Raw genomic sequence first — 19,143 nt, 5'->3', positions numbered from 1 at the left:
ATTTCCGGATCCGGCGACGATGGGAACCGCTGAATCAGCGAATAGCGCCCAAAGTGGTTATCAAGTGAACAGTATTGCAGTTAAGCCCGGGACTGCCATGCATATCGACTGGTGGACGCTCGGGCTGCAGACAGTCAATGCCCTGGTGCTTGTGTGGCTCCTGGCGCGCTTCCTGTTCAAGCCTGTCGCCATCATGGTCGCCGAGCGTCAACGGGCCGCTGCCTCGCTGATCAACGATGCTGCCGCGGCCAGAGACGCCGCCGTCAGCGCTCAGAAGCAGGCCGCCGCGGCGGTCGCACGGCTTACGCAGCGGCATGCCCATCTGCTCGCCGCGGCGAGCACCGAGGCTGCCGCGCTGAAAGCGTCGCTGGAACAGGCCGCGCACGCCGACGCAGACCGCCTGCGGGGCGCCGCCCAGGCCGAGATCGAGGCGATGCGCCGCGACGCGGCCCAGGCGGACGCCGATCGGGCCTCGTGCTTCGCACTCGATATCGCAGCAAGACTGCTCGACCGCTTGCCACAGGAAGCGCATGTTGCGGGCTTCATCGCGGGGCTGGCTGAGGAACTGGCAAAGCTGCGAGCCGAGACACGGGCGCAACTGGCTGCCGACGGCGGCGCACTGCGGCTGATCGCCCCTCGCTCCTTGCATCCGGATGAACTGGCCGCCTGCCGTATGGCATTGGCTCGCGTGCTGGGCCGCGAACCGCCCTTGTAGGTGACGATAGATGCAACGGTGCTAGCCGGCCTCGAACTGGAAGCGCCGCATGCGATCGTGCGTAACAGCTTCCGTTGCGACCTGGCTCGTCTCAAAGTGGAACTGCTCGCCCACGACACCACCCTTGCCTGATTGCGCCGACGATGCCTGGCTCGCCCGCAGCCGCGCAACGCTGGCCCGCGCCCGGCTGGCTCCGCGCGCGGAGACGGTGGGACGCGTCGACCACATGGCTGACGGCATCGCCCTGATATGCGGTTTGCCGGACGTTCGACTGAACGAACTGCTGCGCTCGAAGGCGACCGGCTCGGTTTCGCGCTCACGCTCGATGCCGACGCGGTCAGCGCCGTGTTGTTCGTAATCGCGCAAGAGCACGGACCGGCCGTGGGCTGGTCCGCGCCGATGGTCGCCCATACCGACGAGGTCGCGGCGCTCGCCGACCGCATCACCGCAGCGATGTACGAACGTCTGGCAGCCGGCGGCGCCACGCGCGTCACGGTGTTGCATGCCTTCCGCGACTCTCTACGGTGATCGAGATTTACAAGCAATCCTTAGTGCCATTTGACTTCGCACGGTTTGCCGTATCGGCGCGGCAGATCGCGCCGCTCGTCACGCTTGCCCCGCAAAGATTGTTGGCACGGCTCGCCGAGGAGTATGTCTTCGCGCAATTGTGCGAAGCGATCATGCTGTCCCTTGCGGCGGAAAACGAAGCACGCATGCGTGCGATGATCGCTGCGCGCGCCAATGTTCACGACAAGCTCGAGCATTTGATCGGCGACTCCCAGCGCCTGCGTCAGGAAGAGATCACCGCTGAAATGGTCGAGCTTTCCTCTGGCAGCCTCGCCTCCGGCAGCATAGGTCGCAAGCAAGACCGGCCGCGGTGAGCGCTTGTGCAAGCACCGCCCGAACGCGCATGAATCGACTCCACAGGAATGCCAGGACCTCGCTGAGGCGACTGCGCAACGCTATGTCATCATCAGGCGCCCGAATACGGCCACCTTGACGAGATCCAGGACAAACGCGAAGACAACAGCCGCGCCTGACACGGCGCCGACCCACAGGAGTGGCAAGGGTGACATCAGTATCCCGCGCGTTGCTAAAGTCGCAATGAGCGCCAGGTCTACCACCGACGACAGAACCAGCCAACGGCCCGGATAAGAACTCCACAGACGCCGGCGCTCGCGGACCACGTACAGGACTGCCTGACCACTGAATGCCAAAATGACGACTGTGAGCGTTTGCAACTGGCCGGTCGCGAGGTCCAGCCAGAACTTGCCGACGGCGAGCAGTGCACTGTAAAAGAGCAAATTGCAGCACGCCAGCACAATGCCCGCGATTGTCACATGGTTGATCTGCCAGGTATTGGGCTTCTGCGATGGCCGCACGTTATCGGTGGTCGACGACATGGCGAGAAAATCGCCCGTGATCATGAGCACAACCATCAGCATCGGCGTCAGGATTGCATGACCGGTCATGATGAGGCCAGCCGTCAGGAATAGCATTTGATCGAGTTTGCGCGTAACTGACCTCAGCATATAAGTGAGGATCCGCTGGAACGTGATCCGCCCCTCGCGTACCGCGGTCACGATGCCGCCAAGGCCTGGCTCGGTCAGCACGATACCGGCCGCCGACTTGGCGACGTCGGTAGCTGTCGAGACGGCAATTCCCATTTGAGCCTGGCGCAGCGCAGGGGCATCGTTTGCGCCGTCACCGCACATGCCGACAATATGACCGCCGCTCTGGAACGCCTTGACAATGCGGAATTTGTCCTCGGGGAAAATACCGCCGAAGACTGCATAATCTTCGGCACGCAATGACTCAGGAGGCGGTCCAGGCGGACAGACTGCACCATCGAGCCCAACCGCGTGGGCGACAACGCCGGCCGTCGCCGTCGCATCGCCCGTCACCATTACAGTATGCACGCCCATCTCGAGCAGATTGGCGATCAGCCGGGCCGAATCGGCTCGAGGCGGGTCGCTCAACGCAATCAGACCGGCGAGTTTCAGGGTATCCGGCGCGCCCACTCCGACCGCCAATACGCGAAATCCCTGCGCCTCTAGCGCTTGCGCCGCGGCGCTCGCTTCGGGTGATGATTGCGTCAACGCATTTACTCGCTCAAACGCTCCTTTGACTATCCGAATAGCGCGATCGCCCGCATCCGACGCGAGCGCCTCGGACATCTTGTTCGCCGGGTCAAATGGAACAAACCTGGTGAGCCTTGGCAGATCCGAGATCGAAGCGCCGCGGGACGCATTGCGGATCGCCGTATCGACCGGATCCTGACCACCTTCCGAACTCGCCAGCGCGGCGAGTCCGAGGACAAACGGCTCATCGAAGCCTGCCATGGCGCGCACCGCAGTGACCGTCAGTTTTTTCGCGTCAATGTGCCCGTCTTGTCGGCACAGAGAACGTCCATCGACGCCGCCTCGTCGATCGCGGACAATCGCGTCGGATGAACGCCTAGCTTCGCGAGCACCCTTGCACCTAACGCGGTTGCCAGTGTGAAGGTCGCCGGCAGTGCGACAGGAATTGCTGCCAGGATGGCGGTGAGCGCGAGAGGCACGATCTCTACCAGCGGCATGCGCAGCGAGGACGCGTAGCCGATCTGGACGAGAACGATCACGCCGTTGAACATGGCAAGGTTTCGCACCACCCGCATTACGGCCTGTTGCTGCGAACTGGTGGCGTGAGCGATACGAACCAACTCGGCGGTTCGCCCGAATTTCGTGCGGCTGCCGGTAGCCGTAACTTCTGCAACGGCTTCGCCGCGCCGCACGAGTGTCCCGGCGTAGGTCTGCAAACCTGGACCGCCTTCGATGGGTGGCGACTCACCCGTGAGGGTCGATTGATCGAGCAGTACCTCCCCTTCGAGCAGGCACACATCGGCGCCCACAATGCAGCCGAGCGAAAGCTTCACGATATCGCCCGGCACCAGTTGGGCGACCGGCACCGTCTTCCACGCACCGTCACGCCGAACCGGGGTGACCAGTGCGAGGCGCGACTTCAGTGCTTCCAGCGTTGCCTGTGCCCGGTTCTCCTGAAAGAAGCCCAAGGCCGCGTTAAATGTCAGCAGCGCCGCGATCACTGCTGCTTCAACATACTCGCCGAGAATCAGTTGCAGCACGATCGCCGCTTCCAGCATCCACGGAAACCGGTGCCCAGCATTTCTCTAGCGCACGACGCCATGGAGGAGTCGTGGTGTCTCGCGTGCCGTTTAGGCCGAAGACTTCCAGCCGACGCTGCGCCTCATCGCTCGTCAAACCACCGGGTGGTCGAACTTCGAGGATGTCCGCTGAGGTTTCAGGTAAGGAACTCATCACAAACTATTGACAAATGGAAGGCTCGTGAGCGTCGGTCTTTCGGATTGCCCGAAGGCGTCCGCCGATCGCCGCACCCTTCGCTGTGAAACTGCTACCGATGTTTATCCGTCCGCCCGGCAGTTTCCTGGCTCACGCGGATTTCGTCGCGTACAGTGTGCACGCCGTCAAGCGAGCGAACCGCATCGGAGGCGAATTTTTTTGCAGCCGCCGATGATACTGTTCCTCGCAGTGTTACCGCCGACTCAGCGACCACGACTTCGATACTATCGGCTTCGATGTCGGCTGCTTGGCGGAGTGCCGCGTGAATACCAGCGATCACCTCCATTCGAATCTGTCGGTCACTTACCCGCAATGCATTCACTATTCCAGTGATGCCCATCAACGGCACGATTGCGCGCTCAGCTAGCCTCCTTTGAAACGACCATGGCACTTCGCCCGATAACGTGACACAGCCGTGCTCGACCAGAACCTGGATCGCATCATCGGGAAGGCACGCCTCCCACTTCAGCGCCGCCCGAGCGTCCGCTGCGACTTTCGCGTCCGTGCTTCGCGTGGCAAATGGCAGTTCCACGACCAGACAGTTGTCGATGGAAGCAACGCCCGGCATGCGCCGCACGGCCTCGCAGACGGCGAGCTTTTCCGAATAGCTTTGGACGGTCCCGCCCAGCGTCACGCGACCGTCATGGACATTCGCAGTAGTCGACTTGGAAACAATTCGCGGGTCCCGCTTGAGCGTATCCTCGATCTCAACAAACAGCGCATTGTCGCTCTGTGGCGAACCCTTGGTAGGGATTCGCTCACGCGCTTGCTCAATTGCACCCGGCGTCTCGACACTCGCGCGCGGTACATTCAGTGTGTTCATTCAGTCATCCGTCACGAAGTCAGCATTGAGTTCGACCACATCGCGTCGATCACCGTCAAAATCACTCCAGTGAGATCGCACTGCCTGAGATGAACGCCACAGCGGCATTCCTCAGCGCTGCCGACCATGCGCATACCAGCGCCCCACCGATCGCTAGCGCGGGAGGAACGGCTACCCAGGTCGATCTGCCATAGTTCGCTAGCCACAAACCTCGCGCCGTCGAAACTGAGCCATCCAAGAACCGAACCAGACTGTTGGCGCGCCCCTCATCCATTACGCTGCCGATTCATTCCTCAGCTACGAGCCAAGAATGTCTAGACATTGATCGTCTTTGCGGCTTTGAGCCGAATCCACGTCATTCCTTCGCGCAATCCGGCCAGAACGGCATCGCGTTCGTTGTCGAACGTGCGCGCGAGTTTGAACCGGTGCATGAAACGCCCACCTTCCACGTTGTGCTGCTCGACGCCGATCGAGCATACGACGCCTTGCGGCGTCTGGTCCGTAGTGCAGGTGACGCTCCATTCTGCGTTGTGCACTTGTCCCTTGAGCGTCATGATTATCCTCCTTCGAGAATGATTGAATTGCGTGCAACGCGCGTGCTAGCGTTCGAGCATACAAGTACCGGGCGCGTTATATCCGGGGGCAGATTCATGGCTCGCTGTATCACGATTACACCGGCGCTTTCGAGAAATACGTTCCCACCAGCGACAGGTCGAACATCAGCGCTTCCTTCGTGTCGACGAAGCCCATAATGGCGTGGCGTGCCGTGTTAGTGTCGAATTGCCCGCTCTTGCCAACCTTGAAGAGCGCGACGGATCTGTCAACGCCGACTGTCCAGCTCTTGCTCTCGCGGAACCGGTCCAGCGAGTCTTTGATCAGGAAGACGAGGATGACACTCTCAGATTCATAGCCGAGGCGCGCGCCGATGGTCGCAGTTCTTGCGTTGTAGTATTGGTTCGGGGCGCCGGGAACGCAGAGTACGCCGCGTCCGTATTCGACACCAAGAACCGCGCCGCCGGCGCGAACGTCCGGGAATATAAGCACCCCGTTGGCGGAAGAGATCAGTTCACGACTGTCAGGCGCCTTTGTGTAGATCCCTTCCAACGCGGCACCAGCGTCGGCGTCGGTCTGCTGCAGCATGGCAGCCAGACTCTGGCCCGCCGAAGCGTCCTGTCCGGCGAAAGCGGCAGGTACCATCGCGACAAGCGCGGCCATTGCCAGGGCTGGATGAGCACATCCGTTGAACATGGCAAACATCTCTCAAGCGAATGAAGGTTGAATACGTTACGCATGTAACGGCATGCCCAGTCTAGGCGTGTCACCTCCCAATTCTCTTTGACTCATGTCAACGGATGGATGATTATGCGCAGAGCGGTTCGTGCGTCGGCTAACCGGCTCGGATCGGCTATGTCGCCGATCGCCGGCCCCTCCACCGTTCCTATTATTCTAGAATCCAATTGTTGGCGTTCCCCATGAATCACGGCGATGTGATCCGGACAAACCGGAGCAGCGCGTTCGATGAAGCGTAACGGCGACAGCGGAACGTAGTTCGCTCTATCCTTGTCAAGTCCAAAATTGTACGGGTCAATGTGCCTCACAATAGTCTCCGTCTGGTTCGCTGTCGAGCCACGGGGTTGTTTTTCGGTAAACACGTGCGACACGAACAACCTTCGTTTGTTGCAGTACGCGTATTTTCTTATCGCTTTTATATCGGTCTTGGCGACGAAGCGAAAAGCGCTTCGTCTCGACCCACGTGGGACGCACGATGAGCCACGTGTCATTGAGAGCGAACGTGACTTTCGTCCCGCGTGGCCGAGCGGAGCTAATCCGACCAAGCTGCTTCGCGAAATTAACGAAGGTGCGCGCAACTATGAGGGAACTCGGTACGATGCCGTACCGTACGTTGCTTGAACGGCGCCCGTCAGCGCTGTAGAGGGGGCAGCATCCTCAGAAGCGCGCCCAGTTCCTGCCTCTCGCTGGCGCGTGGGGTGATAAAGCTGATCCATGTCAAACCGCCGCGCGCGTCCGAACATTAATCTCAAATCATTTGATGACATGCTCGTATTTCGGCACAGCAATCAACACCCGCACTCGGCAAACACAACTGATTGGGAGACCCTCTTTGCACGCATCCGATGTAATGACCTACAACGTTATAGGGTTTGACCGGTATTGCGATCCACCGATCACGAAAAATCCGGGGACGAAGAACCCCTTTCAGCATGTGCCTGAGTGACGCAAGTGCCGTGGCGACAGCAGCCGGGAAAGGTGAAATGGGCCATTGCCGGACCGCTGCGCCGACACCACCGAAACCCGCGAAACGCAAAAGCGCGGCGCTGACTGTCGCGTGTACCGAGTAAGGCCGGTCCTTCTGCGCGAGTCCCATTGCATATACCCGGGCCTGACACATCACTTGAGCCGCATGGCATTCTTGACGGACTTGACGTCGGCCAAGCCGCGCGCGATCTCGACCGCCCGGTTGTTCCACCTCTGAAGCGTCGCGAACACCGCGGCGTGTAGTCTGCCAACCCGGTCCCCAGTTGCGACAGAAAGGCTTCAGAACGGTCAGGTAAGATCGGCCCCCGTCCAGTCTGGCTGGCGCTCGCGCGGGACTGCCGGTCGTTGCTGATATCCGGTGACAAGTTGGTTCAATTGGACCCTTCGCTCGAGCGGTGAATCTGGCGGGCGTGACAGGCGATTCCAATCTGTTGGGTGGACCCGGCCACTGATCGCGCGAACCGGGGCCTGAACTATAAGGGCGGCCGCACTGAACTGCTTGCCGCCTCGGGTATGGCCGGATTCTGAACACTTCACCGAGGCCGGAAGACTGGTGTTTTCGGTGCGGCGGAGGCGTCGTGCGAGCAATGACGCGAGAAGCTCGACGAACGGCATAGCAACTCCCATGAAGGCCGCGACTCACGCTGGCTCCAGCTTCGCGGCGAGTCAGGACTACCGGGCCAGCCCACCTGTTCGACATTCAGCATCATTGAGCAGGATCAAACGTAGCAGCGAAGGTTTGCCGATACTGAAAGAAACGTGATCTTGCCGGCGCAGTGGCGGGCATCGGCGGACGACGCGAACGGCGGTCATATGCGGAATATTGTGCGACCGGTGTGCGTGTGGTCGATTACGGCGAGCCGGCGAACCGCGCTGGCGTCCCGCGATATGAACTCAGGAGGGAATCATGACGACACTCGACCAGACCAATCGGCCTTCGACAAGCGGTACAGGAGCCGCGATTCTGGGCAGCGGGACTGGCGACGGCCCCGGCCCCTGATGGCGGCTGATACGCTGAAGGGCAACAAGCTCTTCACGTCTGACGGCGAGCACATCGGGAAAATTTCCGAAATCACCCTGGACGTGCGCGGCGGCCGGATCGCCTATGCCGTCCTGGCAAGTGGAGGCTTTCTCGGAATGGGCGAAAAGCCTTACGCCATTCCATGGAGTGCGTTGACTGTGGGCACGGACGAAAAGTGCTTCCGGCTCGACGTCACTGCGGACCGCGTGAAGAATGCACCCTGCTCGGACAAGGACCACTGGGCCGCGATGGGGGATGCGCAGTGGTGTTCGTCGCTTGACGAGTACTACAACCAGCAGCCGTACTGGTTAGCCGCGGGACGTTGCCGAGAATCGCCCGTTCGAACGCTGAAACGCACGCCCGCCGGTTGGACCGTGTCGGAACCTAACCGCGGCAGATCACAACATCATCCACGGATCAGTTACGCATTGGAGGTTGACCATGAACAAGGATCAAATCAAGGGTACTACAGAGAAGGTGAAGGGCAAGATCAATGAGACCATTGGTCGGGTCACCGGCGACACCAAACAGGAAGTCAAAGGCGATCTCCAGCAGGCAGCCGGCGAAGTTCGGAAGATTGTCGGCGATGTCAAGGAAGCCGTCAAAGATTCCCTGAAAAAACCCGTCTGAGCATCGCATACCGTGGGCGCGCTTACCTTGCGAATGGAAGCCCGGCCACTTGTGTGTCGCCTGGCGGGAGCTGTGGTGCATTGGCCAAGTGCCACCTGACAGACATGCACCCGCACAAAAATGCGGGTGCGAAGGCGATGGAGCGCCGGGCCCGGCCTAGCCGACCGGCGTTCTTCGCTCGTATCGAGGCGCCGCTGAGCGACGCGTCTGAAGGGGATTTCCACACATGCCATGCTCTGCCGGCGGCAGCGATGCCAGCGGTAGAAAGTCCTCGTTAGAGGCCAGTCCCGTGATCCGAATACCGCTTGAACAACACGCAGCCTGTCAGGCTATGGGCCCAAGTCCATAGACGGCCCACCAATGATCATGTGCCGCGCGTCCGCTCGGACGGCGCGCTCAACGAAACCGGTTATGTTCGGCTAACGAATTCATTTCTGAAGAGTCGGCCTGGGGTCTTGCGGCGTTCGTCCAGCCTCCAACCGTCACATCGGCAGAGCAGGCTCTGGCAATCCGAGAAGCGAGTTCGAAACGAGCTTGACCTGCGTCAATTGCGATCGGCAGCTCCGAAGTAGGCTGAAGGTGTCGGCACGCCCCTCTGAGACCGTTCGCGTGCGCTGGCGGCACGACGTCGTCTCCCGCCAGAGGGCAGAAGAATCACAAAGAATCAGACTAAGGACAGGAACATTCCAATGCGTACAATGTTGACGTGGCTAATGGTGGCCGTCGTGCTGGGAGTCTCCGGCTGCAGCTACAACGCTATCCAGAGTCAGGACGAACAGGTGAAGGCGAGTTGGTCCGAGGTACTGAATCAGTACCAGCGTCGGGCCGACCTCGTCCCAAACCTTGTGAATACAGTCAAAGGCTATGCCAGCCAGGAAAAAGAAGTGCTCACGCGTGTGACGGAAGCCCGCGCCCGAGTAGGTTCGGTCCAGGCAAGCCCGAAGCTCATTAACGACCCACAAGCATTTGCTAAATTTGAAGCGGCGCAGGCCCAGTTGACTAGTTCGCTATCAAGGCTGCTGGTCGTGTCCGAGAATTATCCGCAATTGAAGTCCGACGCGAACTTCCGCGACCTCCAGGCACAACTCGAAGGGACCGAGAACCGGATTACCGTTGCGAGAAACCGTTATATCAAGGCGGTGCAGGACTATAACGTAACAGTGCGCTCGTTTCCGTCCAACCTGACGGCGAGTATCTTCGGCTATAAGGAGAAGCCCAACTTCTCCGTGTCCAACGAAGCCGAGATTGCTCGTCCTCCGCAGGTCAATTTCGACGGGTCACCGACGCCGGCGAGTGGAGCGAACAATTGAATATCCTGAAGGCAGCAAGGCTAATTTTGCTCGCGCTCATTCCGTTCTTGTCGTCTTTCGCGAGCGCGGATGTCGCGATTCCTGCTTTGACTGCACGCGTCACCGACGAAACAGCGACGCTCACCGCCGAACAGCGCGCGTCGCTCGAGCAGACACTGCAGAACTTTGAGGCAAAGAACGGAAGCCAGATTTCCGTCCTTATTGTGCCAACGACACAACCGGAAAGTATCGAGCAATATTCCATGCGGGTTGTCGAGCAGTGGAAACTCGGACGCGTTCGCGTCGATGACGGCGCACTCCTCATCGTCGCAAAAAATGACCGGGCGCTTCGCATCGAGGTTGGCTATGGTCTCGAAGGTGCACTCAACGACGCTATTAGCAGCCGCATCATCAATGAGGTGATTGTTCCAAGATTTAAGCAGGACGACTTCTATGGAGGGCTAACGGCGGGCGTCAGTAGCATGATGAATGTCATTAACGGCGAGCCATTGCCAGCGCCAGATAGAAGGGCTGGCGGAGCCTCCGGGACCGCCCGGGACTATCTGCCCGTACTTTTCGTACTGACTTTGGTTGCAGGGGGTGTGCTACGTTCGGTGCTGGGGCGCCTAGTGGGTTCAGTTGTGACCGGCGGCGCAGTCGCGGTGGTCGCATGGCTGTTGTCCGGGACGGTCTTAATCGCAATCATCGCAGGTGCGATTGCGCTGGCTTTTACCCTATTGGGTAGCGGATTGGGCGCGTTCGTCGGAGGGCGTACCATTGGCGGCGCCGGCGGCGGATCGAGCCGCACAACGTTTCGTGGTGGCGGCGGTGGTTTTGGTGGTGGTGGCGCCTCGGGAAGGTGGTAGCGATGGAAATTAAACGGCTAATAAGGCATCTGCTCATGACGCGATGGAATGTGAATGCCGTCTTTCCTCCGCGCACGTTGCACGCGATTGAGAAAGCGATTCAGGCAAGTCATGGAGCCCATATAGGACAGGTTCGATTTGCGGTAGAGGGAGCGCTTCAAATCGATGCGCTGCTATCCGACACCTCTGCAAGAGAACGGGCGATAGAGGTCTTTTCGCAGCTTCGTGTGTGGGACACCGAACACAACAACGGCGTACTCATCTACCTTCTGCTTGCCGACCGTGACGTGGAGATAGTTGCCGACCGAGGGGTTCATGCTCACGTGCACCCCGCCGAGTGGGAAACCATCTGCGAGAGGATGGAGACGAATTTCAGACTCGGCAGGTATGAGGCTGGCGTACTAAAGGGCGTCGAGCAGGTGAGTGAACTGCTGAAAAGGCACTTCCCTGTCCAGCAGGAGCGGCGAAGTGAGTTGCCGAGCAAGCCCGCGGTGTTGTGAGATATAAGGAAACCGCACTGATGCAGTGCCATAACAAGAGCGCGAAACGAATCCGCTCAGAAAATCACCGCACCCTCACTCCAAATATATAGCAGGTCCACGCCGTCCGACATCTAGGTGTTTAGGCCAAAAGCGGTTGATCTGAATCAATTTTGTCGGGTAGGCCACGACTAGGGTTAAATGACAAAGTTCGTGGCGCGCCGCGATGCGGCCTCGACAGCGGCTTCGGCGTGGATACGGTCATTTGCGTTCCTTAATAAAGGGGGAAACGTAACGGGGCCAATGGGGCGCACATCGATACCCGCTTTCCGGACATACTTCGCCCAGTGATCGGCGGAGCCGCTAGCTTCCACTGCGACGTGCCGCCGAACGCTGCTCCAGCGGTCGAATAAAAGCAAGCCACGGCCGGGTCATTGCTTGCATGCCACTGAACTGAAATCGCCAAAATTATCAACCCGCGTTCGTCGAAGAGGAGGCCGTCCAGGTCGCGACGCATCTTGCCGTTAAGGTGCCGGCCAAGCGGCGCCCACGCCCTCAGCCGAAAGCCACGGCCAGCCTACAGAACCAGGTCGTCAAGCGTCAAAATGGTCGGCGCCGGACTAGCGCGATTCTTTATATTCTCGCGCGGCCACAAACCGAAAATGCTCAGGGTCCGCCCCAAACAAGTCTTCGTGGCGGCGACGATGACAGACAAACCCCCGAGGGTGTGCTCGAACGCACTGGCGTCCTACGCGAAAAGACTTTCGCGCTCTATCAAGCTCGACCACAAATTCAATGTATTCGGCTTCGTACCGAAGCCGAGGGCGAATATCAGTGGCTATCTTTGGCGGTCATGTCTCTCTGCGACTTGGTTAGATATCGATACAATCTTAGCGTCGCGAATACGCTCGCCGTCTACAACAGTCCTCCAGCGTCCCTTTGTGACATAGTATGCCGCTTGCGTGCATGCCCTTATACTCCGGGCATCATCTGGTAGGGCTCGGTATGGTCCTCGACGCGTTTGACTCCCGGGATGCTTTCCGCCGCGACACACATTGCCCGAAGGGAATCAGTTGACCAACTCGAGCCCCACAGGTGTACCACTCCGTCGCGCACGACGATATTGCGACCCGCAAATGCCCATTTATGACCGGCGAGTTCGCCCATGAGCATCGCCCGTATATCCCGGTCGCTAGGCGAAGCGTCGCCTCCTGGCTCGTCGGTGATAGAAGCCAATGCCTGCACGAGATTGGCACGGCTGACGATGCCCACAAGCTGGCCATCACGCAGCACGGGCACACGCTTGACATGTCGCGATTCGAGCACGGTGGCGACGTCGCTTAGTGATGTCGCTTCGCCGATGGAAGTAACTTCCGCGGTCATTACGTCTTGAACCGTACGGCCATGTGCTTTAATGTAATTCGCAGCGTCATGGTCGGCAGAAGTAAGATCGAGCCACCAGGAGCGACGACCTTCCGTCAGCGTACCGAGCTCGGTTCGGTGTAGCAGATCGCCTTCACTAATCATGCCCACCACACGGCCCCGTGCATCGACAACCGGAGCACCACTGATGCGATGCTCGGCCAATACCCTTGCTGCGTCGCGCACGCTCATCTCAGGCTTGACTGATATCACCGTCGCAGTCATAACATCGGAAGCTTGCATCAAAGGTCTCCATATTTTCGCCTTCGTAAGAAACTTATGCTCGAAACCGCCAATTGGGTTAGCAGCCAGCAGTTCTTCCAGGCAATCACCGCCGCCGCGGCCCCAGCCAAGCTGAGACGTTACGGCGGCGGCGCTTAAATCACACGCCGTTGCACCTTCGGTCAAAGCGTCAAGCATAGGTTCAGCCTAGTCGACGAGACTATTATGGGGTTTGACCTGCATCAAGACTTGACAAACGTCCCCAGGATCTCAACCGACAATGTATAGGACGCTCAACGGACCTGACCACGCGAATTACCATGCTATTTAAAATCCGGAATATGAGGGACAACCGAATCGCCTCTTTGCGCGCTGCCTCGGTAGGCTTCATATCGAGGGAAACGCATGGGAACGAAACGCGAAGAACAGCGTTGCTTGTTTGCACGCTTGCTGAACCGCAAAAGTGACCTCGAAGTGGAAGGCTATGACCAATGTCGCGCGGCAATCTCAGGGCTACCCATGTGAGCGTTGAAAAGGGCCGTGAGGATTGGGCATTGACAGTGCCCATCGCAGACGACGACGTTAGGGCGCGCGGCGCTGGATCTTCCTGGATTGGACGTTCTTCGGTTTGTGGGGATGTGCGAGTAGGCCTCGGCAGTTGGATGGCACCGTCTCGATCGGCGCCGCGCTTGGCCGGAAATCTAGAGTTCGGTGTCCCTCCCTCTGAGCGCGATCAAGCCAAACGCATTCGGGTAGATGCACAGACGATCATGCGTTCATCGTCCGTACGTGATCTCGGCCAATTCGCCGGACGCCGGCGACGAAGCAACAGGGCTCGCATAGATCCGGACATTTAACTGCCGCTCTATCGATTCGCATCACTGTAGACCCCTTCTGCCCCTGGTCTTGGAGCCGCATCAACGCCACGCTTACGGGCGATATCTGCAATTGTTTCGAGTGCCAATTTCAAATCGTTGGTCTTGTCAAAGAAATAGTTCGCGCCAGCCGATAGGCATGCTTCACGTGTCGGTTTGCTCGACTGGTTGGTCATTACGACCGAAATGAGCGAATGGTCACTGCATGCGAGGCGTTTAAGAATATCTAAGCCGTTGCCCTTTGCGAGCCGCAGATCCACGATCACAAGGTTTGCATCGCTTGCCGCAATTTCAAGCAGTGCCGTATCTGCATCGGCGGCTTCGCCGACCACCGCGACACCGTCGATAGCGCCGAGGAGTGCTGCCATCCGCCGCCGGACGAGGAACGAGTCCTCGACCAGGAAAACTTTCAGCAAAGCGTGGGATGGGGTCGGGTTCATGTGCAGCAGTATCTCCGTTCCCGCGCCTGAGAAACATCGGCTCCGGCTGAGTTGCAAGTAGGACAATCGGAAGGCTTGTAGGGAATCACCTACGCAGCTGTTGCTTACCGATGCCGTCAGGAGATCCGCATAGCCACGCTGGTGCGAAAAATTTCCAACTATAATCAGTTAAAGCTTCGCTCCCACCACTTTTCGGCCGAAGCTTATTCGCGATTACAAGACGTCGTTATGTCGTCCAATTCTTGCTCGAACTCGTAAATCCCAGGCCGAGCACATCCAGCTTGACGGTGCTTGTGCCACGTTCAGGAAAAGGATCATGATCAACTCATCAACTCCGTGCGCGTGAGCGGCGGCCGAAGCGAATCGAAAACGTGATATATGTCTGCTCGACGCCGCGCGATATCGACGATTCTGGGCAGGCGCGAGCGAAGGCCCTTGAGTTCGATTGCGGTAGTATCGTTGGCGACGACCGTAACAAGTCTTGATCCGGCCGCTCGCCCGAGAGAGCGCCGACCGATTTTGGTCGACGATGATCGTGGCCGCAGGCCGTGGTTGATCCATATCAACGCCTCTGGAAGACCTTGCATTAAGCTTTATCTTCAGCCCTCCCTGGTGCGTGTCGAAGCCTTTCTAAAAACTTTGCTGCGGACGGAGAAAAGCTAATGCGACCATTCGATTCGACTTCACGAGGGGATTAGTGGAAGACCGTCGCACTTATATCGACCGTGAAGAATGAATGCCGCTCAGGTGTTCGCGGACAACCGCGTCAGTGGTGCTCCCGCCATCGGCAAGAGGAATCGGGAGGCTTTGAAACTCAACCAGTACCAGTTGATCAACGCGATACCTCACTACGCTCTGATCGGCGCACGACTTCTTTACGCGGCTGTCGACGAGACGTAGAGCTGGTAGACGGCAGCCAGCGCGGTTCGGGAAAGCGTATTGCGTCAGCCACCCGATGACCCCGCACTGCCGCGTATGAATATATACCAGCGGCCTGATCCACCCGACCCGAAGGAGCGAACATGAGCAAGCCCGCCGTAGCCGAATTAATGGCAGAAGCGTTCACCTCTGGTCGCGATCCTCGGTCCGCCGAGTACATCGCTGGAGTCCGCTCGATATTGGAAAACTGCATCGAGGGCGCCGCCATCGTGCTGCCCTACGCGCTCGGCACCACTCAAGCCGACGCTTTTCTTGCTGGCCAGGAGGAAGGCAGGGTGATCTGGCGCGAACTGAGGCAGGATTGAACGTGTTCTCGCGACGCTGCCGACGGCGTTACAGTTGATCGCCCAGGAGCACGATGTGCTCGTCGTAGTAGCGGCGCAGTGCCGCGAACCAGCGCGTCTGTGGCACCCTCCAGGTTTCGAGCCGGATCGGCGACGATGTCAGAGGCGATACGCGTGCGGATATGTTCCTGAAGATCACTTTGCGAGCTGCTTGCGCATCGCTTGCAATTCCGTCCGTCGCGCGGCGGTTGTTTTAGGAAAGGTCATCCTAAGCCCTTCTAAGGCATCGACGAGAACCTGGGACACGATTAGCCGAGCGTTTTCCTTGTCGTCAGCGGGTACGACGTACCAAGGTGCATCAGTTGTACTCGTCGCCTTCAGGCACTCCTCATATGCGTTCATATATTGCTTCCAGAATTTCCTCTCATTGATGTCCGCAAGGCTTAATTTCCAGTTCTTTTCTGGGACGTCGATACGTTGAAGGAGACGCTGTCGCTGCTCCTCCTTCGACAGATGAAGATAGAATTTGATGATGCGGGTTCCGTTTATCCAGAGGTGCCGCTCGAGATCAATGATGGATTGATACCGGTCGCGCCAGACTCTGTCGCCGTCGAGCCGCACGCCCGGGACGCCTTCGCTGCGAAGAATCTCAGGGTGGACTCGGGCGACGAGGACCTCCTCGTAGTAGGATCGGTTGAAGATACCAATCCGCCCGCGCTCAGGTAGATCGCGAGTGGTCCGCCAGAGAAAGTCGTGCTGTAACTCTTCGGTGCTCGGATGCTTAAAGCTGAATACCTGGCAGCCTTGCGGGTTCACGCCAGACATCACATGTTTGATCGCACCATCTTTTCCTGCCGCATCCATTGCCTGGAAGATCAGCAGGATCGCATATCGATTGGATGCGTACAGAAGCTGTTGCAATAAGCTAAGCCGGGCAACGTGCTCTCGGAGCAGCTTTTGATAGTCTTCTTTTGACGTGTATGCCGGCCCTATCCTCGTCGGCCACTTCCGTAGATTGAGCTCGCATCCTTCCGGAATGAGAAAGTCGCTCGAACTGATTTCCATATAGTTTCCCTCTGTTTCGCCGCTCGCCACGTCAGTCAGATCTTTCCTTTTCGAGCGCCCGTCAAGGATGGCTCGTGGCACCGCGCCAAACGACTCCCCTAGCAAGCACTGCCCTGTAGCGATGCGCACTCGGTGTGCAACTTACAATCTCGCCCTTCGTGGATCCCGAGGGACGCAGATCCCGAAGCCCTTCGTTCAGCGTTAGAGCAACGGCGTCGCGCCCAGTGCCCCGGCGCACGTCGGGGTGCCCAGGGGATCGTCGAAGGGATGCGGTTCGTCGACCCTTATGATCGTTACAACGCGCCATCAACGTCAATGTGGTAACTTCCAACGGCTCACGCAACGCTCGAAGCGGGCGGAGAGGGCAACTGTCTGTCTATATGTGTAACGCCGATCACAGTTCGAATCAAGCGCATTCGCAGGTGGACCACTCGAGCATCTGTCGTCCCTCTGCCGAGAACACCAGCCACGCTTCGCTGCCGGCGCCCGTTGGAAGACGGCTCGTCGCGTCAGCTGATTACAAGACGGTCGACGAGAGCCTTCACGCCAGGCGTCGAGCGCGCCGCTCCCCACACGACAGACCGCTCAGCCAAAGAACTGAGGCGACCGGACAGTGTGACCTTGCCGACGTCGACCTCAATGCCAAGATGCTTCAGTTCGCGATTCGTATGACGCTGAATTGCCCTGCGGATGTTGTACTCGATGTCGACCGGCGAAGCGGAGCCACGGATTCTGATATTGTTCGTCACTCCCGTGACGCCCCGCATATGAACGATATTCTTCTCGGCGATATGGCTGCGGTAACCGTCTTGTACTTCGCCGCTCAAAGTCACCCATCCTTTCTCGACCTTGATCTTGATAGCATGTTCTTGCAGCCCCGTAATCCAGTCGAGGACCGCCCGCACACCCAAGGCGACGTCCTCATCGGTTCGTCGGTCTGGCTCGCGAAGCTTCACGTCAATGCCGATTACGACGGCGACGACATCGGCAATTCTGAGCGCAGACTTCTCCGCGGCGATCTTCTGCGCATAATCCGCAACGTGTCCGCTCAAGGTGACGATGCCTCCAGACACGGCAACGCCTATCCCATTTGCGTCGACGGCCGGATTTTCCATTAGTTCTTCCTCGACTTCCTGCCTCAGTTGGCTGTCCGACTTCATGGCTGTTGCCCTCCTTAATTCAGTTGCAGTCAGTTAACTTCTACCATGTCAAGCCCGGTAATTAGTCCCGGCGCCCTCTCGCCGAACTAGAATGCTTTACCTCAGCCTAGTGCTGCTGCGGCCGATGGAATTGATCAATGTCAATCTTGATGCAAGGCAAGACGCCGGGATACTGGAATAACAGCGGTTCGGCATACGGCGCCGCACCTTAACTATCACCCATCCAGCGTCCCGGCTGCTACGACAGGTCGTTCGAAGCATCCTGCGTGCGTCAGTTACCGCACAGGCATCATGTCGGATCGGCCCGGTACCACCCTGCCCGCGCCAGGTGTCACAGCGCGCCCTGCTCTCGCTCGATGGAGAGCGCAATGTGCCGACGCGGCGAAGCTGAAGTTTTTGTCGTGGCGCAGAACCCGCATCCTCTCTTCCCCTTTTGAGTCCGACAATGCAAGGCCTTTCGCGGCATGGGGAGGATTTCAGCCATGGGCGCGAAACAACAGATGAGTTTCAATCGACGCTTTTTGGACGTTGACGAATGCTTGATCTAACGCTCTGCCTTCACTTCGGGATTTCGTGTTATCGGTACGCCGGCAACCAGACTCCCGCCGGAACAGGTGTTTCCTGACCCGTGCATAACGGTCGCCGCGATCTACCGGCACGCAAGTCTGGCCTCTTATGTGTGTTGGCACCGTCGCAGATGATCAGCAGCGGCTGGCCGATCTGTTGCTTGAGGGCCGACGGGACTCAATGATCTGTTTGCTCCTGACGGCGCCGGCGAAGAAACGGAAATAAAAGCGCCATCATGACTGTCCGGCGATTCCCGACATCTGCTTCCAGGTAAAGCGTTGCTGGATCACTGTACCGGCTCGGATTGTCTGGACACGGGTTTGCAACTCAGGCGGCCTCTTTCATGGTGGCTGCGTGACGGGCTTCATGGGGTGACATAAAGCCCAGTTTTTCGAGACGCCAATGACGGTTGTAACGATCTTTGAACTCGACGGCCGCGGCCCGAACTTCCTCCAGGTTCCTGAAGATGCGACCGTGAATGGCTTGTTCCTTCAGCGTCCGGTTGAAGCGCTCAGCGACGCCATTCGTTTGCGGTTCGGCGACGAAGGCGAAGCTCGGCGTGACGCCCCAGAACCTGACCTGGTTGAGGAAGTCATCGGCCGTGTACTGCGAACCGTGATCCATGCGCAGCGTCAAGCCCCGACCAACCTCGGCACCCGTGCCGCCGAATTCACCCAGCAGTCCCTGTGCGATCGGCTGCAAGGCGGCGAACC

22 protein-coding genes and 1 pseudogene are annotated in these 19,143 nt (G+C 58.8%); 10 read left to right on the top strand and 13 right to left on the bottom strand.

Annotated elements, in window-relative coordinates; genetic code table 11:
• A partial coding sequence (locus tag AWB68_RS35580; RefSeq protein WP_235028673.1) for a F0F1 ATP synthase subunit B family protein occupies nt 1–715 on the top strand: 715 nt, incomplete at its 5' end.
• A 21-nt stretch (nt 716–736) separates the two neighbouring features.
• Here the strand turns inward: AWB68_RS35580 and AWB68_RS49970 are convergent.
• Nucleotides 737–955 carry a hypothetical protein gene (locus AWB68_RS49970; RefSeq protein ID WP_235028672.1) on the bottom strand — a complete coding sequence of 73 codons (219 nt, stop codon included), beginning with the start codon at nt 953–955 and terminating at the stop codon, nt 737–739.
• A 9-nt stretch (nt 956–964) separates the two neighbouring features.
• Between AWB68_RS49970 and AWB68_RS49965 the strand changes: the two genes are divergently transcribed.
• A complete protein-coding gene (locus tag AWB68_RS49965; protein WP_235028671.1) occupies nt 965–1,243 on the top strand; it encodes a hypothetical protein in 279 nt (92 codons plus the stop codon).
• On the top strand, nt 1,240–1,596 hold the full coding sequence (locus AWB68_RS35570; RefSeq protein WP_160110128.1) for a F0F1 ATP synthase subunit gamma: 357 nt from the start codon (nt 1,240–1,242) through the stop codon (nt 1,594–1,596). The genes AWB68_RS49965 and AWB68_RS35570 overlap by 4 nt, the downstream gene beginning before the upstream one ends.
• Nucleotides 1,597–1,677: 81 nt before the next feature.
• On the opposite strand, the gene AWB68_RS49960 is transcribed toward AWB68_RS35570, so the two are convergent.
• The 6 genes from AWB68_RS49960 to AWB68_RS35550 form a co-directional block, all read right to left on the bottom strand.
• Complete coding sequence (locus tag AWB68_RS49960) at nt 1,678–3,057, bottom strand: HAD-IC family P-type ATPase (protein WP_235028670.1); 1,380 nt, start codon at nt 3,055–3,057, stop codon at nt 1,678–1,680.
• Between the two features lie 20 nt (nt 3,058–3,077).
• Nucleotides 3,078–3,854 carry an HAD-IC family P-type ATPase gene (locus tag AWB68_RS49955; RefSeq protein WP_235028669.1) on the bottom strand — a complete coding sequence of 259 codons (777 nt, stop codon included), beginning with the start codon at nt 3,852–3,854 and terminating at the stop codon, nt 3,078–3,080.
• Nucleotides 3,805–4,029, bottom strand: coding sequence for a cation-transporting P-type ATPase (locus AWB68_RS49950; protein ID WP_235028668.1), 225 nt, complete (start codon nt 4,027–4,029; stop codon nt 3,805–3,807). The genes AWB68_RS49955 and AWB68_RS49950 overlap by 50 nt, the downstream gene beginning before the upstream one ends.
• A 94-nt stretch (nt 4,030–4,123) precedes the next feature.
• On the bottom strand, nt 4,124–4,894 hold the full coding sequence (locus tag AWB68_RS35560; RefSeq protein ID WP_087648942.1) for a BON domain-containing protein: 771 nt from the start codon (nt 4,892–4,894) through the stop codon (nt 4,124–4,126).
• A 314-nt stretch (nt 4,895–5,208) separates the two neighbouring features.
• Nucleotides 5,209–5,448, bottom strand: a complete 240-nt coding sequence (locus tag AWB68_RS35555) for a hypothetical protein (RefSeq protein ID WP_087648941.1) — start codon at nt 5,446–5,448, stop codon at nt 5,209–5,211.
• A gap of 115 nt (nt 5,449–5,563) precedes the next feature.
• The gene (locus AWB68_RS35550; RefSeq protein WP_087648940.1) at nt 5,564–6,151 is read right to left on the bottom strand and encodes a lipid-binding SYLF domain-containing protein; all 588 of its coding nucleotides are present in this window, start codon (nt 6,149–6,151) and stop codon (nt 5,564–5,566) included.
• A 1,927-nt stretch (nt 6,152–8,078) separates the two neighbouring features.
• On the opposite strand from AWB68_RS35550, the pseudogene AWB68_RS35540 reads away from it, so the two are divergent.
• From AWB68_RS35540 to AWB68_RS35520, 5 genes and pseudogenes are all read left to right on the top strand, one after another.
• Nucleotides 8,079–8,543, top strand: a pseudogene (locus AWB68_RS35540) (PRC-barrel domain-containing protein).
• Nucleotides 8,544–8,633: 90 nt separating this feature from the next.
• Entirely contained in the window at nt 8,634–8,822 is a 189-nt protein-coding gene (locus AWB68_RS35535; RefSeq protein ID WP_087648938.1) for a CsbD family protein, read from the top strand.
• Nucleotides 8,823–9,511: 689 nt separating this feature from the next.
• Nucleotides 9,512–10,132: a LemA family protein gene (locus tag AWB68_RS35530; protein ID WP_087648937.1), complete on the top strand. Its 621-nt coding sequence runs from the start codon at nt 9,512–9,514 to the stop codon at nt 10,130–10,132.
• Nucleotides 10,129–10,977, top strand: coding sequence for a TPM domain-containing protein (locus tag AWB68_RS35525; protein ID WP_087648936.1), 849 nt, complete (start codon nt 10,129–10,131; stop codon nt 10,975–10,977). The genes AWB68_RS35530 and AWB68_RS35525 overlap by 4 nt, the downstream gene beginning before the upstream one ends.
• Nucleotides 10,978–10,979: 2 nt before the next feature.
• On the top strand, nt 10,980–11,477 hold the full coding sequence (locus AWB68_RS35520; RefSeq protein WP_087648935.1) for a TPM domain-containing protein: 498 nt from the start codon (nt 10,980–10,982) through the stop codon (nt 11,475–11,477).
• Nucleotides 11,478–12,428: 951 nt separating this feature from the next.
• On the opposite strand, the gene AWB68_RS35515 is transcribed toward AWB68_RS35520, so the two are convergent.
• Both AWB68_RS35515 and AWB68_RS35510 read right to left on the bottom strand, forming a co-directional pair.
• Nucleotides 12,429–13,121: a CBS domain-containing protein gene (locus AWB68_RS35515; protein WP_087648934.1), complete on the bottom strand. Its 693-nt coding sequence runs from the start codon at nt 13,119–13,121 to the stop codon at nt 12,429–12,431.
• 844 nt (nt 13,122–13,965) lie between these two features.
• Complete coding sequence (locus tag AWB68_RS35510) at nt 13,966–14,415, bottom strand: response regulator (protein WP_087648933.1); 450 nt, start codon at nt 14,413–14,415, stop codon at nt 13,966–13,968.
• Between the two features lie 732 nt (nt 14,416–15,147).
• Between AWB68_RS35510 and AWB68_RS48475 the strand changes: the two genes are divergently transcribed.
• Entirely contained in the window at nt 15,148–15,315 is a 168-nt protein-coding gene (locus tag AWB68_RS48475) for a hypothetical protein (protein WP_159907892.1), read from the top strand.
• Between the two features lie 122 nt (nt 15,316–15,437).
• Nucleotides 15,438–15,659, top strand: a complete 222-nt coding sequence (locus AWB68_RS35505) for a hypothetical protein (RefSeq protein WP_087648932.1) — start codon at nt 15,438–15,440, stop codon at nt 15,657–15,659.
• Between the two features lie 28 nt (nt 15,660–15,687).
• Here AWB68_RS35505 and AWB68_RS48470 read toward each other — a convergent pair whose 3' ends face one another.
• From AWB68_RS48470 to AWB68_RS35490, 4 genes are all read right to left on the bottom strand, one after another.
• Complete coding sequence (locus AWB68_RS48470) at nt 15,688–15,837, bottom strand: hypothetical protein (protein ID WP_160110127.1); 150 nt, start codon at nt 15,835–15,837, stop codon at nt 15,688–15,690.
• Nucleotides 15,834–16,703, bottom strand: coding sequence for an ADP-polyphosphate phosphotransferase (locus tag AWB68_RS35500; protein WP_087648943.1), 870 nt, complete (start codon nt 16,701–16,703; stop codon nt 15,834–15,836). The genes AWB68_RS48470 and AWB68_RS35500 overlap by 4 nt, the downstream gene beginning before the upstream one ends.
• 509 nt (nt 16,704–17,212) lie before the next feature.
• Nucleotides 17,213–17,863 carry a BON domain-containing protein gene (locus AWB68_RS35495; protein ID WP_087648931.1) on the bottom strand — a complete coding sequence of 217 codons (651 nt, stop codon included), beginning with the start codon at nt 17,861–17,863 and terminating at the stop codon, nt 17,213–17,215.
• Between the two features lie 894 nt (nt 17,864–18,757).
• Nucleotides 18,758–19,143, bottom strand: a 386-nt coding sequence (locus AWB68_RS35490; protein ID WP_143282036.1) for an integrase core domain-containing protein, incomplete at its 5' end; no start/stop codon positions are given.

Source organism: Caballeronia choica, from assembly GCF_001544535.1.
GTDB classification, from domain to species: Bacteria; Pseudomonadota; Gammaproteobacteria; order Burkholderiales; family Burkholderiaceae; genus Caballeronia; species Caballeronia choica.
Note: the sequence above shows the minus strand (reverse complement) of the source record. Positions and strands in the feature narration are given on the sequence as shown.